The 15,180-nt window shown below is 57.3% G+C and carries 10 protein-coding genes; 3 read left to right on the top strand and 7 right to left on the bottom strand.

Translation table 11 applies throughout. The features are described 5' to 3' along the window. Positions 1-92 precede the first annotated feature (92 nt). Together RBB81_RS00700 and RBB81_RS00695 are read left to right on the top strand one after the other, a co-directional pair. Positions 93-1,268: an efflux RND transporter periplasmic adaptor subunit gene (locus RBB81_RS00700; protein WP_257025726.1), complete on the top strand. Its 1,176-nt coding sequence runs from the start codon at positions 93-95 to the stop codon at positions 1,266-1,268. Continuing rightward, positions 1,265-2,704 carry an efflux transporter outer membrane subunit gene (locus RBB81_RS00695; protein ID WP_353072351.1) on the top strand — a complete coding sequence of 480 codons (1,440 nt, stop codon included), beginning with the start codon at positions 1,265-1,267 and terminating at the stop codon, positions 2,702-2,704. Before RBB81_RS00700 ends, RBB81_RS00695 begins: the two co-directional genes overlap by 4 nt. Before the next feature lie 137 nt (positions 2,705-2,841). Here RBB81_RS00695 and RBB81_RS00690 read toward each other — a convergent pair whose 3' ends face one another. Together RBB81_RS00690 and RBB81_RS00685 are read right to left on the bottom strand one after the other, a co-directional pair. Continuing rightward, on the bottom strand, positions 2,842-3,876 hold the full coding sequence (locus RBB81_RS00690) for a glycosyl hydrolase family 18 protein (RefSeq protein ID WP_179585733.1): 1,035 nt from the start codon (positions 3,874-3,876) through the stop codon (positions 2,842-2,844). A gap of 45 nt (positions 3,877-3,921) precedes the next feature. Beyond that, positions 3,922-6,270, bottom strand: a complete 2,349-nt coding sequence (locus RBB81_RS00685) for a GH92 family glycosyl hydrolase (RefSeq protein ID WP_353072350.1) — start codon at positions 6,268-6,270, stop codon at positions 3,922-3,924. Between the two features lie 291 nt (positions 6,271-6,561). Between RBB81_RS00685 and RBB81_RS00680 the strand changes: the two genes are divergently transcribed. Continuing rightward, positions 6,562-7,971 carry a glycoside hydrolase family 125 protein gene (locus tag RBB81_RS00680; protein ID WP_353072349.1) on the top strand — a complete coding sequence of 470 codons (1,410 nt, stop codon included), beginning with the start codon at positions 6,562-6,564 and terminating at the stop codon, positions 7,969-7,971. Between the two features lie 71 nt (positions 7,972-8,042). Here RBB81_RS00680 and argE read toward each other — a convergent pair whose 3' ends face one another. The 5 genes from argE to hutH are packed head-to-tail and all read right to left on the bottom strand — an operon-like array spanning position 8,043 to position 14,965. Next, complete coding sequence (argE, locus tag RBB81_RS00675; protein WP_353072348.1) at positions 8,043-9,182, bottom strand: acetylornithine deacetylase; 1,140 nt, start codon at positions 9,180-9,182, stop codon at positions 8,043-8,045. Next, positions 9,179-10,585 carry a formimidoylglutamate deiminase gene (locus tag RBB81_RS00670; RefSeq protein WP_353072347.1) on the bottom strand — a complete coding sequence of 469 codons (1,407 nt, stop codon included), beginning with the start codon at positions 10,583-10,585 and terminating at the stop codon, positions 9,179-9,181. The genes argE and RBB81_RS00670 overlap by 4 nt, the downstream gene beginning before the upstream one ends. Next, complete coding sequence (hutI, locus tag RBB81_RS00665) at positions 10,582-11,805, bottom strand: imidazolonepropionase (RefSeq protein ID WP_353072346.1); 1,224 nt, start codon at positions 11,803-11,805, stop codon at positions 10,582-10,584. Before hutI ends, RBB81_RS00670 begins: the two co-directional genes overlap by 4 nt. Beyond that, positions 11,802-13,481: a urocanate hydratase gene (hutU, locus tag RBB81_RS00660; RefSeq protein ID WP_353072345.1), complete on the bottom strand. Its 1,680-nt coding sequence runs from the start codon at positions 13,479-13,481 to the stop codon at positions 11,802-11,804. Before hutU ends, hutI begins: the two co-directional genes overlap by 4 nt. After that, entirely contained in the window at positions 13,478-14,965 is a 1,488-nt protein-coding gene (gene hutH, locus RBB81_RS00655) for a histidine ammonia-lyase (RefSeq protein WP_423248043.1), read from the bottom strand. Before hutH ends, hutU begins: the two co-directional genes overlap by 4 nt. Positions 14,966-15,180 lie beyond the last annotated feature (215 nt).

The raw sequence follows: 15,180 nt of genomic DNA, 5'->3' as shown, positions 1-15,180 counted from the left end.
TAAATCGAGACCGAGGCGTAGGTGAAGAACAACCGGCCCGGCGCGACTCTCAGCAGACAAGCCACGAGCCGCCGAAGGTTTCGCGCGGATCCTTGCTATCCATTGTCGTGATTGCGCTGGTGGTAGCGGTGGTCGTGGCAGTCTTTGGCATCATCACGCGCAAACATGCAAGCGCCGAATTGACGAAGTACACCGACAATACTTCTGCCCCTCCCGTGACGTTGGAGCAACCGGTGATGCAGCAAAATGCCCGCGAGATCGTGCTTCCAGGCAACATTCAGGCCTTTACACTGGCGCCGATCTACGCGCGAACAACCGGCTATGTAAAGGCCTGGTATCACGACATTGGAACGCCTGTGCGCAAAGGCGAGTTACTTGCCGTGATTGAAACTCCTGAGCTCGATCAAGAACTCGCCTCCGCGAAGGCAGATCTCGCTACAGCAAAGAGCAACGCTGGCATCGCGAAGGTAACGGCGGATCGTTACAACGACTTGATCGGTCGCAACGCAGTCTCTCAGCAGGACACAGACAACGCCGTCCAGGCATTGGAGGCGAGGAACACGCAGGTAGCTTCCTCAGAAGCAAACGTGCAGCGATTGGAGGAGCTCGTATCTTTCGAACGTATCGTGGCGCCCTTCGATGGTGTGATCACCGCTCGCAACATCGATACAGGGCAGCTCATCTCAGCTACCGGCAGCACCACGACGGCGGGAGCTGGGACAGTTTCGGGAAATAAAGAGATCTTCGACATATCCGCCGTCCGCACCCTCCGTGTGTTTATCAATGTCCCGCAGATTTATTCGCCTGACGCAAAGAATGGAACGATCGCGAAGTTGACTCTCCCGCAATACCCTGGTCGCACCTTTCAAGGCAAGCTGGTGCGTTCGTCCGACGCCGTTGATCCTGCAACGCGAACCCTTTTGGCTGAGGTGGATGTGGACAATCGCTCGGGTGAGCTCCTTCCGGGCAGCTACACAGAGGTGCATCTAAGTGTGTCGAGCGACGCACCCGCTCTTATAGTCCCGGTAAGTGCGATGATTCTGGAACCGGACGGATTGCGTGTTGCGACCGTGGATGCAAATCATCACGTTCACATGGCGCGCGTAACGCCAGGTCGTGACTACGGAACGACTGTCGAAATTTTAGCTGGCCTCAAGCCCGGCGAATCCATCATCGGCAACCCGCCCGATTCGCTCATCGACGGAGAAGAAGTTCGAGTCGTCAATAACAGCAACAATCAGAGTCAGGCGGCGGAGGGGAAGCGATGAAAGTCCGCAGCTTATCGCTTGCAGGAGCGCTGCTTGGCGCCTTGGCGCTGGGCGGATGCAAAGTTGGACCGAACTATAAGGTTCCGGCTATGCCGGCTCCTCCCGCGTATACCGACGACGGCCACAACGGTGACTGGTCTACAGCGAAGCCAGCCGACGGCGCAGATCGAGGAATGTGGTGGACCGTCTATCAGGATAATGAACTCAACAGTCTTGAGCAGCGTTGTGCGACCGCGAACCAAAACATTGCCGCCGCTCTCCAGGCTTACGATCAGGCACATGATCTTGTTCGCGAAAATCGTTCCTCGCTCTACCCCACTGTATCGCTAGGCGCCGGCGCATCCCGAAATCGCATCTCAAACAACGCTCCTTTGAGACCGGTGAACACGGCCGCGACCTACTGGGACTTTCTCATTCCGCTGAGCATCTCGTGGGAGCCGGATCTATGGGGCGGTATTCGCAGACAGATTGAGTCGAGCGCAGCCAATGCACAGGCCACATCTGCGGATCTCGCTAACACTCAGCTCAGCCTCCAGGGACTACTCGCTGTCACTTTCTTTCAGATCCGAGGACTTGACCTTCAGCTACAACTTCTAAGATCGACGATTGACGCCTATACCGAGGCACTTCAGCTTACGGAAGACCGCCTGAAGGGTGGACTAAGTTCGGATAGTGATGTCCAGCAGGCGAAGGCGCAGTTGGAAGAGACTCGGGCTCAGCTCATCGATATTGGAGTGCAGCGCGAACAGTTCGAACACGCAATCGCTGTTCTGATAGGGGAACCCGCAACAGGTTTTCACATCGCCGAGCGTCCGATCATTGGAGATCCGCCCGCTATCCCCACCGGCGTTCCATCGGAGCTGCTGGAGCGGCGGCCGGACATTGCAGCCGCAGAACGTCGGGTCGCCTCGGCGAATGCTCTGATCGGCGTTGCGAAGTCCGCTTATTATCCCACCATCTTTCTTGGTGCAGGCGGCGGCGTGCAGAGCTCCACAATCAGCAAGCTCTTTAACTCAGACAGCACGCAATGGAACGCTGGCCCCTCCGCCAACGAGATTCTATTCGACGCTGGTCGCAGAAGAGCTCAAATGGACCTTGCAATTGCGCAACGCGAGCAGGCCACCGCTCTCTATCGCGAGCAGGTGCTATCTGCCTTTCGGGATGTAGAAGACCAGCTCTCCGCGCTACGAGTGTTGGAACAAGAGGCATCGGTCCAGGCCAGAGCCGTAGACGCAGCAAAAAAGAGCACGGAACTCTCCACGCTTCGCTACAAGCGTGGTCTCGCTCCCTACCTGGAAGTGCTGACGAATCAGACGATCGAATTGACAGATGAAAGAGCTGCTGCCTCTCTAGTCTCCCGGAGAATTGTCGCAAGCACTCAGTTGCAGATGGCGCTTGGAGGCGGTTGGAACTCCGCTCAGCTTCCCGTTAACTAGAACAGGAGCTGAGAAGCAAATTAAAGCCCTCGATCTTCTTCCGGCGCATAAAGCCCTCTGCGCCCGAAAAGCCGAGAGTATTGCTGGCGTGCTATAGCGCTGTCGAAACACTTACAGCAACCGAACCCTAAGTTCAACTATTGCCGCTCCGGCAGAACGCTCCAAATAGCGTTGTCTTCCTGACCGAGAACCCAGGCACAAATTCCCTGCAGATGTCGTTCCTTGGCTAGGTTGTAGCGGTCAGCAAATCCACGTTTCTCGGTGTAGAAGATCCACTCCCGCATCTGATCGCGATAAAAGAAAAAATAAGCACTATGGTCCTGTGGGTCCCACTCCTCGTGACCGTCGTAAGTATCACGAAGGGTCTGGGAATCAATAGCGCTAATGTAATCCGCCGTGATGTTTGGCTTCTGTTCTTTTTCGTTCAGGCCTGGATCGCCGGCGTACCAGTGATATCCGTAGAGCGCAATACCGAGCGATAGCTTCTCCCTGGGCACGACCTTCAGTGCATAATCCAGATTCTCATTCATCCACACCCATCCCCCGACGGGCCCAGGTGTAGTCCATCGCGTGTGCTGGTCGTAGGTCATCAGGCAGATCAGATCTACCGACTCACTAAGCGCCTTCAGATCGAAGACACCACGCCAGTCCGCGAAGATCCACTTGCTGAAGGCGCTGTGGCCCGGGTGTCCCGGCGCATTAGGAACAACCGCGATCTGCAATTGTAGATGTTCTCGGTGCATGGCATCGGCGATGCGCTTCACCGTAGTCGAGAGAGCATCTCGATCGGTCCACGAGATATTCTCGAAGTCGAGCTGAAAGCCATCGTATCCATTCTGCTTGCACTCAGAGATCAGCGAAGCAATCAACGCCGTCTGCGCCTGATCGCTGGTAAGCAATGAATGAACGCCGGCCTTATCAAAGATAGCGATGATAGGAAACAGTGAGATGTGCCGCTGCTTTACGACGCGCATCACGCTCGGATCCGGCTCACCGTACACCATTCCGTTCGAATCCACACCATACCAGGTCGGAACGATGATATCGATCTTGGTCTGGTGCTCCATAAAGTCGCGAACCGAATCCGGATGATCGGTCATATAGAACAGTGTCTTCGTCTGCGCGAAGACCGTTGGCACAACTAATAGAAGGCAGAGCAGAAGCTTCGTCATGAAGACCTTTCACATGAGCTGGAACAAGATCATAAGTTTGGGCGTTTAGGCGCTCTCAAGAGTCAACGAAGGCGGCACATCCGCGGGTTGAGACCCAAACTCAAAGTTCGGTTTGTCCCCCATCTCGAAGACGATGCGGGCACCATTCACAATATCCCGATGATTGAACCAGGACTTCGTGTACGGCTTTCCATTGAAGCTGATCGACTGAATATACTGATCGCCCGCCGAGTGACGGTGCGCAATAATCTCAAGCTGCTTGCCGTTGCCGAGTTGCACGCTGACCTGATCGAACAGGGGTGTGCCAAAGATGTAGTTGCCGCTGACCGGATCAACAGAATAAAAACCCAACGAACTCAGGATGTACCACGACGACATCTGGCCCACGTCTTCGTTACCCTGCAAGCCATCCGGAAGCGCGGCATACATTTTCTCCATCAGCATGCGCACGCGCGCTTGTGTCTTGTGCGGTTGGCCGGCGTAGGCATAAAGATAGGCGATGTGATGCGACGGTTCGTTGCCATGCGCGTATTGACCCACCAGCCCGGCGATATCTGGCGGAGCGTCGGCAGGCAGAGTCGAAGGTTGATCGAACAACTCATCGAGCTTTTCGAGAAACTGCTTCTGTCCGCCAAGAATCTCAATCAATCCCGCGGCATCGTGCTGAATCCCAAACGTAGTCTGCCAGGAGTTCGACTCGGTAAAGTCGCGCCACTTTTTGGAGGTGCCCATCTCAATTGGATCAAACGGCGCAGCCCACTCACCGTTGGCCAGCTTGGGCCGCGCGAAGTTCATCGAGCGGTCGTAGTAGTTGCGATAGTTGCGCGAACGCTCAACCAGCATCGTTGCATCGTCCGAGTGACCAAGCTTCTTCGCGACGTGTGCAATCGACCAGTCGTCATAGCAATATTCGAAGGTCTTGCTGACAGATTCTTCCTCGAGGTCGCAAGGGATATAACCCTTTGATCGGTAATACCCAAGTCCGCGATAATCATCCACCATCGCGCGTTTCATCATCACTTTGTAGGCGCGTTCGTAGTCCACACCCGCAATGCCCTTGTTGCATGCCTCCGCGATCACAGCAGCAGAGTGATAGCCGGTCATCGTCCCGGTCTCGCAGCCCTGCAGCGGCCACACCGGCATTCCCGCAGGACTCTCCTCGGCCATTCGGATCAGCGCATTCGCAAAGTCAGGCACGCGATCCGCCGACATCAGCGTGTAAAGAGGATGAGCCGCGCGATAGGTATCCCACAATGAAAATGCAGTGTAGTTTCGCTGCCCATCACGAAGCTGGTGAATCTGCTTATCCATCCCGCGGTAGCGGCCATCGACATCGTCGAAGAGCGAAGGTCCAACGCAGGCGTGGTACAGCGCAGCATAAAAAATCCGCCGATGGGTCTCATTCTCAGTCTTGATCTTGATCCGCGAGAGCTGCTGATTCCACCTCTCCCGCGCGCTGCGACGGACCTTTTCAAAGTCCCATCCCGGAAGCTCAACCTTCAGGTTGTTCGCCGCAGACTCCGCACTGACGCCCGATATCCCGGTCTTCACCAGAATCACCGGATCCTTCGCCGTGTCAAAGAACAGAACGCACTTCAAGGACTTGCCTGTCAGCGGCTGCGTCCCGGCCGGAACCTCAGCTCCCTCTTGATAGAAGACAACCCGAGTCGGCTGCTGAGAGAACTTCATCGTGAAGTAGATCTGCCGTCCGTCGCCCCAGGCCTTGGTGGTGCGCCCACCCGCCAGCGTGTCAGGCGCGGTACGTTGGAGCGAAGCCGTGACCACGGCCGACTGCCCGTTGTATGCGTAGCTATGCTCAAGATCGACGATGATATGGCCCGACTTCGGAGCACCCTCGCCAGCAGGGAAGGTGTATCGATGCAGTCCGGTACGCTCTGTGGCCGTCAGTTCGGCGCGAACTCCATAGTCCTTCAGAAGAACAGAATAGTAACCCGGTTCGGCATGTTCGTCCGCGTGGTCAAATCGCGAGCGATAGCCTGCATCTGGATTACTGCGTGGACCGGGAACAATCTTCGACTCGCCGGTCCCGGGCATTACAAGAAAGTCGAGCAGATCGCCACAGCCCGTGCCGCTCAGGTGAGTATGGCTGAAGCCCATGATCGACGTGTCGGAGATGTGATAGCCCGAGCACCAGTCCCATTGATCATTGAAGGTATCGGGACTGAGTTGGACCGCACCGAAAGGCACCGTTGCTCCAGGGAACGTATGCCCGTGGCCGCCAGTTCCAATCCTGATATCAACCAGCGATGCCGCATCGAAGGTAGTATCAGTCTTCGAAGATCCGTGGATCACTTTGCCGAACGCGCTCGTCTCAGTCGCGCCCACCGCACAGACAGCCGAGACGCCGCCGAGGAATGTTCTTCTGGAAATCACTGATGCTCCCTAGATACTGAGTCTGAACACTGAATCTCAAAGAGGAAAGTCACTCAGACAGGTTTCCTGCCCTTCGTAACACTTACTCTATTGACGTAGACTAAACTGAACAGTGAGATATTTCGATCAAAATATTGACTAATCTTCGATCAAAAAGTCATTTCTGTGAAATATTCTCTATAAGGGCCGAGTTTTTCGCCAGAATAAGAGGTACGTTCAAAAACCTCACATCCGAAACCGTTTGATCACCAGATGACACAAGGCAGAATCAGCCGCCGAGAGGCGCTCCGAATGGTAGCAGGAACCGCAACAGCTGCCGTGCTGCAACCTTCGACCGTGTTCGCAGGCGCTATGCCTTCGTCATTTACCTCCAAACGCCCCGCGATCCAGGACAGGAAATTTCACAGCGCAGCCGTTGAGGCCTATCTTACGGACGTGAGCACCAGGATCGGTGATCCCGAACTGGCGTGGCTGTTTGAGAACTGTTATCCGAACACGCTCGACACGACCGTCGAGTTCGGTACCTTCGAAGGCAAGCCGGATACGGCAGTCATCACAGGGGATATCCCAGCGATGTGGCTGCGCGACTCCTCAGCGCAGGTGTGGCCGTATCTCCCGCTCGCTGCCAAAGACATACAGCTGCGTCGAATGCTCGAAGGCATCATCCGCAGACAGGCCAGATGCATCCTCATCGACCCCTACGCGAATGCCTTCATGGCCAACCTCGACGCGCCTCCGCTCGAGTGGAGCAGAACCGATGCGACCGAGATGAAGCGCGGAGTCGGCGAGCGAAAGTGGGAGCTCGACTCCCTCTGTTATCCGATCCGTCTCTCCTACGGGTACTGGCGCGCGACCGGCGACACCTCTCCCTTCGACAAAACCTGGCACGCCGCGATGAAGCTGGTCGTCGAGACCATGCGCGTTCAGCAGCGCAGGCAAGGCCCCGGCCCCTATCACTTTCAACGCACCTCAAAGACCCCCACCGAAACCTTGCCCGGTGACGGATACGGTGCTCCGGTACTGCCCGTCGGCCTCATCGCATCCGGCTTTCGGCCATCGGATGACGCCTGCACCTTTCCGTTCCTCGTGCCCTCCAATCTCTTCGCCGTCACAGCGCTCGGTTATCTCGCGCAGATGGCCAACGAGATCCTGCACGACTCAACTCTCGCCAATCAGGCAGACTCACTGTCAGGCGAGGTAAAGAAAGCGCTCCAACAACATGCTGTGGCGCAGGCCGCAGAGGGCACCATCTGGGCCTACGAGGTAGACGGCTACGGCAGCCAACTGCTCATGGACGACGCCAACGTCCCGAGTCTGCTCTCGCTTCCGTACATCCACAGCTCACCCGACGCCGCCCTCTACGCCCGCACCCGCAGCTTCGTCTGGAGCGAACGCAATCCCTGGTTCTTCCAAGGCACTGCAGGCAAGGGAATCGGCGGACCCCACGAAGGTAAAGACATGATCTGGCCCATGGCCATCACCATCTACGCCCTCACAAGCCAATCAGAGAAAGAGATCGACCACGCCCTCGCCATGCTGAAGCAAGCCAGCGCCGGATCAGGCTTCATGCATGAAAGCTTCAATCGCAACGACGCCACAAAGTTCACGAGAAGCTGGTTCGCATGGGCCAACTCGCTATTTGGCGAACTCGTCGCCAACATAGCCACGACCCATCCTGCGTTAGTCCAGACAGCCCACTAACTCGCCACGCGCCTGGCTCGGAAACATCCGACGAATCGATCAAAATAGAACGAATGCACCCCAATCGAATGCTAGCTGCAAAGCTCCTCAATGGCCCTGCGCAAAATTGCAACGCACTCATCGAGTTCCCCACTCGGCACACATTCGCGTGGACTATGCGCCGTCAGCATAGACCCTGGCCCAATCACCACCGCCTCAGCGCCCATTCGCGCGAGCCACGGCGCTTCCGTACCAAAAGAGATAGTCTGGATCTTCGAGTCTGTCTCTTTCAACACCGCCTGAATCACGGCGCTATCGATTCGAGTCTCAAAGCCGCCTTCCATCCTTAGAGCCTCAATCTGCACCTCGAAGCCTTCCAAGCTTTCCTCCGAACTGAGGCGACGAACGACCTCACGCAGCCGCTCAAGAACAACCTCCGGCCGCTGAGTAGAAATAGGTCTCCACTCCAGCAAAAAAGAGCACTCAGCCGGAACAACATTCTTGGCTGTCCCCCCGCGGATCTCCCCAACGTTCAACGTCGTCCACGGCGGAGAAAAAGCATCATTGCGCTCCACCATCAACTCCAGCGCCAGAGCCTCGATCTCTCGCAGCAACCGCGCCGCAGCAAAGATGGCCGACCGTCCAGCCTCAGGAAAAGCACTGTGTGCAGCTCGCCCGATTACCTTGATCGAAGCAAGACAGTAGCCCTTCCCGGCACGCGCAGGAGTAAGCGAAGTAGGTTCCCCAACGATTGCGTACCGTGCACGAATCGCATCAGCCTCGAGAAGAAAGCGAGCCCCCCGGCAACCAACCTCTTCGTCCGCCGTAAACACCAGACAAAACCGCTTGCTCATCTCGCGAGCACTCACCGATGAAGCTGCGGCGAGCATACAAGCAAGAAAGCCCTTCACATCGCACGCGCCGCAACCGTGAAGCATCCCATCCCGCTCACGCAGCTCCGTCGCCTCCCGCCACTCAGCACCAAAGGGAACTGTATCGGTGTGACAGACGATAGCAAGTTCCGCCTCGATCCGCCCATCTCCCATAGGCTGTGGCGAGACAACAAGATTCACCTTCTCCACGCCCGCCGCATCGTCGTAGCAAAACAGCCGATGATGCCACCCAAGCGGTTCAATAAATCTCTGAATCCACTCCACCACCGGGCGATTGCTCATGCTGGACACACTCGGAATCGCCACCAACTCCTGCAGCAGCGTCTGCGGACGAGTCATAGCTCAGTCCCCAGCCGCGTCTGCACGCTGCGAAAGGCCTCCACGATCTCACCCTGCATCGCATGTTGCCCATCGTCGATGATGACCCGACCATCGACGACCACATCCCGGATCGCTCTCGGAGACATACTGAAGACAATATTCGTCAGCAATTCGTCCGGCAGGCTTCCCGCAATCGAAGCCTCGGAGAGATCTACCGTGAAGAAATCAGCAGCCTTTCCAACCTCCAGCGAGCCAGCCTCGACGTGCAGCGACCGCGCCCCAGCGCGCGTCGCGAAGTCGAACAGAAGAACCGGCAACGCCTCACCTTGTCTGCCGTCAAGGACCGCGCGCTGCAGATGCCGCAGACGCAAGTTCGATTCCAGTTCCCGCGCATTTTCAAGCGCATCTGTCTGAGTGTGGCTATCAGTTCCAAAGGCAATCGACACGCCCGCATCAATCAAAGCATCCGCATCAAGAATCCCGTCGCCGAGATTTCGCTCAGTCGTAGGACAAGCCCCCACCGTAATCTTCCCGCGTCCCATCCGCTCAATCTCGCCACTCTGCAGATGAATCGCATGAATAGCAGTAAAGTCATGCGTCATCAATCCGAGCCCATCCAGGAACTCAAAAGGAGTCGTTCCATACTCCGCGACACAAGCCCCAATCTCTGCAGGTTGTTCGGCAACATGCATGTGCAGCGGCATGGCATGCGTCTGCGCCCAGGCTGAAATAGCTTCAAGATAATGACGTGGAACAGCTCGGACACTATGGGGCGCAAGGCCAAAACTCACGGTCGGACGCATCGCTGCAATCTCATTCCGCAACCTCTCCGAATCGTGCAGGAATCTCTCCACGTCAGGCTCGATAAAGCGGATCTGGCCAGAATCAGGGGAAAGCTCAAAACCCGCACGAACATAGGCACAGCGAAGCAACGCGATTCTTATGCCAACACTTTCTGCAGCGCGAATCACCTGCTTAGCCAAAAGGTTCGGATCAGCATAAGCCTCGCCCGCCGGCGTGCGGTGGAGATAGTGAAACTCCCCAACGGTAGTAATGCCCGCAAGTGTCATCTCAAGAAACGCCATGCGAGCAACGTCGTAGATCTCCTCCGGTGTCAGCGCAAGCGCACAGCGATACATGATGTTGCGCCACGACCAGAAATCAGGCCCACTCCTGCGTCTCGACTCCGCCTTACCTCGGAGCGCACGTTGGAAAGAGTGCGAATGAATATCAATCATTCCCGGTAACAGGGCTCGACCCGGCAAGCGGCGAACACCGGAGAGACTCGCGCCTCCACCATCTTTCTCCGCCTTCACCGGCCCAATGGAGAAGATCGTTCCGGCGTCGGTTACAACAACTTCATAACCACTGCGAAAGCGTCCATCAACATAAACGAGATCCGGCTGGTAAGACACGCTCATACAGCCTGCTTTCGTCCGGCGACCCAGACTTCACGCACCATATTTTGCCCAAGCGTATACGGCAGATCCCGCCAGTCTGAACTCTCAAGCACAAGAAAATCTGCGTGCATTCCAACCTCCAGCCGTCCAACGTTCGACAGGCCAAGCGCCGCCGCAGCATTCGCAGTGGACGCGGTCAAAGCCTCGGGCGCGGTCAGTCCATTCAACCGCACCGCCAGAGCCATCGCCGCTGCCGTGGAGAACAGCGGACTGGACCCTGGATTCAGGTCGGTCCCGATAGCCACCGCAGCTCCGGCATCGATCAGCGCACGACCCGGCGCAGCGGGAAGGCCCAAGTGTAGGCTCACCCCCGGCAGGAGCGTTGCGATCGTCTTCGACCTCGCAACCAACTCACACTGTGCCAGCGAACAGACCTCAAGATGATCGACACTCAGGGCTTCCATCTCTACTCCCAACTCTAGGCCACCGACCTGCTGAAACTGTTCCGTATGCAGCTTGATGCTCAAACCAGCTGCCTGTGCGCAAGCGAGCACAATCCTCGCATCCACCGCGCTCCAGGCATGACGTTCAACAAAGATGTCCACTGCGGAAGCAAGACCACGTCCTGCAACCTCCGGTATCAGCTCGCTGCAAACCATCTCGCGATAAGCTTGTCGTTCAGTAAACCCTTCCGGGCAAATGTGTATCAGCAACGTAGGTACCAGGCGACTCAGCGTCCGCTTCTGTAGTAAGCGGATAGCCTCAAGCATTCGCAACTCCGCTTCGAGCGTGTACCCATAACCAGATTTCACCTCGATAGTCGTAGCGCCAGAACGTTGGAGAGCTTGAATGCGAGGCAACGCAAGCTCGGCCATCTCCTCGCTGCTTTTCTCAGCAGTCTCACGAATCGTATGCCAGATCCCGCCACCCGCCGCGAGAATCTCTTCGTAGGTTGCACCGGCACTTCGCGCCTCAAAGTCGATGAGACGATCACCTCCCCACACCGCATGCGTATGAGGATCGATAAGTCCAGGAACGACTGCGCGACCACCCAGATCAACTACCGACTCGGCATTTCCGCTCCACTCATACTCAGGTCCAATCCAGGAAATTACACCCGCATCGATAGCAACTCGCGCCCGTTCAACAATCTGTAGTTGCCCCATCGCCGCCCCACGCCTCGATCCTTGCCCAAGCGGAGTAGCCAACTGGGAGATCCCCGTCAAAAGCAACTCGCTCATTTTGCCCCGGCAGAATCTGTTGTTGGAGCACTCGGCATATCGAGACCACGCTCAGCCGCGACCCTATGAGCCTTCTCATAACCCGCATCGGCATGACGAATCACGCCCATCGCTGGATCGTTGGTGAGACAGAGTCGCAGTCGCTGATCGGCCTCCTCGCTGCCGTCTGCCACAGCGACCAACCCGGCATGCTGACTGTATCCCATGCCGACACCACCCCCATGATGAAAGCTCATCCACCCCGCTCCGCTTGCGATTCCCGTTGCAAAGTTTAGCAGCGCCCAATCGGAGACAGCGTCCGAACCATCGAGCATAGCCTCAGTCTCACGATACGGACTCGCGACCGATCCAGCATCCAGATGATCACGACCAATCACAATCGGAGCCTTCAGGCGCCCGTCCCGCACCATTTGATTGAAGAGCAGACCCGCCTTGTCACGTTCCCGATAGCCTAACCAGCAAATGCGCGCAGGCAATCCCTGATACGCGACGTGGTCTCCCGCCCAGGGGAGCCACTGATTCAACCGCGCGTCGTCAGGAAAGAGTTTCAGCAGCGCCGCATCGGTGGCCGCAATATCCGCCGGATCGCCCGACAATGCAACCCACCGAAACGGCCCCCGTCCTTCGCAAAAAGAATCACGAATAAACGCAGGCACGAACCCCGGATATTCGAACGCATCGTTCACGCCGGCAATCTTCGCCTGCGCCCGCAGATTATTGCCGTAATCAAAACAGATCGCACCCCGGCGCTGCAGCTCCAGAATCGCCTGCACATGCTGAGCGATATCGGCGCGCACACGCTCCAGATAACGTTCCGGTTCCCGTCTACGCTGTGCCGCCAGGTCTTCATCTTCTTTCGCGACCGGCCAGTAGCCGTAGAGCGGATCATGAGCGCTAGTTTGATCTGTAACAATGTCAGGCACAAAACCAAACCGCACAACCCTTGGCAAAATATTCGCTGCATTCCCAAGCAAGCCAATCGAGACCGCGCGGCCCTCTTTGCTCGCCGCCGTCGCCCGCGCAATCGCATCTTCCAGCGACGTAGCCACCTCATCCAGATACCGCGTAGCGATCCGACGCTGAATCCGGCTCTCGTCTACCTCGATACAAATGCTCACGCCTCCTGCCAGCTTCACCGCGAGCGGCTGCGCTCCCCCCATGCCCCCCAGCCCGGCAGTCAGCGTGATCGTCCCCTTCAGAGAACCATTAAAATATCTCTGCGCTGCTCCAAGAAAAGTCTCGTAGGTCCCCTGAAGTATCCCTTGCGTACCGATGTAGATCCACGACCCAGCCGTCATCTGCCCATACATCATCAAGCCCGCGCGATCCAGCTTGTCGAACTCGTCCCAGTTAGCCCAATGCGGCACCAGATTCGAATTCGCAATCAACACGCGCGGAGCCATCGGGTGCGTCTCCAGCACTGCGACAGCCTTCCCCGACTGCACCAGCATCGTCTCATGGTTCTTCAGACGATCGAGCGTGTGAACCAGCGTGTGGTAGGCCTCCCAGTTGCGCGCCGCCTTCCCGCGCCCTCCATAGACGATCAACTCCTCCGGCTTCTCAGCTACCTCGGGATCGAGGTTGTTCATCAGCATGCGTTTGGCTGCTTCCTGGATCCAGCCCTGCGCAGTGCGTGTGTTTCCGCGCGGTGCACGAATGGGAGTGTAAGCGCTCATGCGTGAACAACCTCTCGCGTGTCCAACGTCGACGCCCAATCGGTCTTCGCGAGGAATCCATCCGCCGTAGCCATAATCCCCGACAAAACCAGATCCCCCTCCCACCCAGGACACGCAAGCCGAAACGCCCCGCGAGCTGCGTCCAGCATTGGAGACACAGAACGATCACCGCGAAGGTCGAGCGCCCGCGTTGCCGTGAGCCATTCGATCGCCAGCACCATCCGGCAGTGCGTTACAGACTGCATCAGCTTCAGCGCAGCGGTCATTCCCATGCTCACAAAGTCTTCCTGATTACCGCTGGTCGGGATAGAGCAAGCAGAGGCCGGCGTAGCCAGAACCCGCATCTCCGCAACCAGCGCCGCAGAGGTCACCTGCGCCATCATCAGTCCCGACTCGATCCCCGGCCGCGTAGCCAGAAACGCAGGAAGCCCCTCGTTCAGGCTAGGGTTCATCAGCCGCTCCGTTCGGCGCTCAGAGATGCCCGCCAACTGGCAGAGAGCAATCGCAAGCTCATCCAGTACCAGCGCCAGTGGCGCTCCATGAAAATTTCCGCCCGAGATAAAGTCATCCTCAAAGAGCAGAGGATTATCCGTCGCGCTGTTCAATTCAATCGCGAAGACCCGCTCCGCCTGACGCAGCGAGTCCCACACCGCCCCGTGAACCTGCGGAACGCATCGCAGACAATAAGCATCCTGAACGCTCGTGCTCGAGCGGTGCCGCGTTGATCCCTCAAGCAGGTCGCGAAGCGAAGCCGCGCTATGAACCTGCCCCGGATGAGGACGCGCCGCATGAAGCCGCTCATCATATGCCGCGGCCGTGCCTCGCAGAGCCTGCAGCGTCAGCGCCGCCGCAATCTGTGCCGACTGAAACAATTCGTCGAGGTCATGCAGCTGCAGACATCCGATCGCCAGCATCGCCTGCGTTCCATTCAGCAGCGAGATCCCCTCCTTCGCCTGAAGCTTCAACGGCTCCAGTCCCACTCGTTGCAGGCACTCCGCCGCCGGTCGCCGCTCCCCGGCAAAAAATGCCTCGCCCTCACCAATCAGCACCAGCGCCATATGCGCAAGAGGAGCCAGGTCTCCGCTCGCGCCAACGCTTCCACGCATCGGCACAACCGGAGTGATGCCATAGTTCAGCAGGTCGCACAAACGCTCCGCAACCACCGGCCGAATCCCGGACAGACCCATCGCAAGAATATTTGCCCTGATCAGCATCATCGCCCGAACAACATCCTCCGGCAGCGGCTCTCCCACTCCGCAACAATGCGAGCGCACCAGGTTCAACTGCATCTGCTCAATCCCATCGGCTTCAAGCCGAACATTCGCCAGCAGTCCCACGCCCGTGTTCAACGCATAGACCGCAGTCGGGCTCTGAAGCGCTTCCTCCACCTTACCGCGTGACATCTTCATGCCATCCAGCGCCGTCCCCGCGATCAAAGCGGATTCCCGGACCCGCGCAACTCGAACAACCTCATCAACTGTCAACGATCTTCCAGTAAGTTCAACCATACCAAGCAGCATAGAGGAGCGAGGTTGGCTAAGCCATGCAAAGTCACCGGAAAACTGCCCGATAATCAGAGTAAACATTGGTAGAAGCGATCAGGAAAAGTCGAATCAATCGAACACGGCATGATCAGCGCACGATACACTCGTAGCAAGTCTTTAGACAAACTGCAAATTCTGGCTCTGAATTTCGAAAA

It is taken from the genome of Tunturibacter gelidoferens (assembly GCF_040358255.1).
Classification (GTDB): Bacteria; Acidobacteriota; Terriglobia; order Terriglobales; family Acidobacteriaceae; genus Edaphobacter; species Edaphobacter gelidiferens.
The sequence above is the reverse complement of the archived record's forward strand: the minus strand, read 5'-3'. Positions and strand labels throughout refer to the sequence as shown.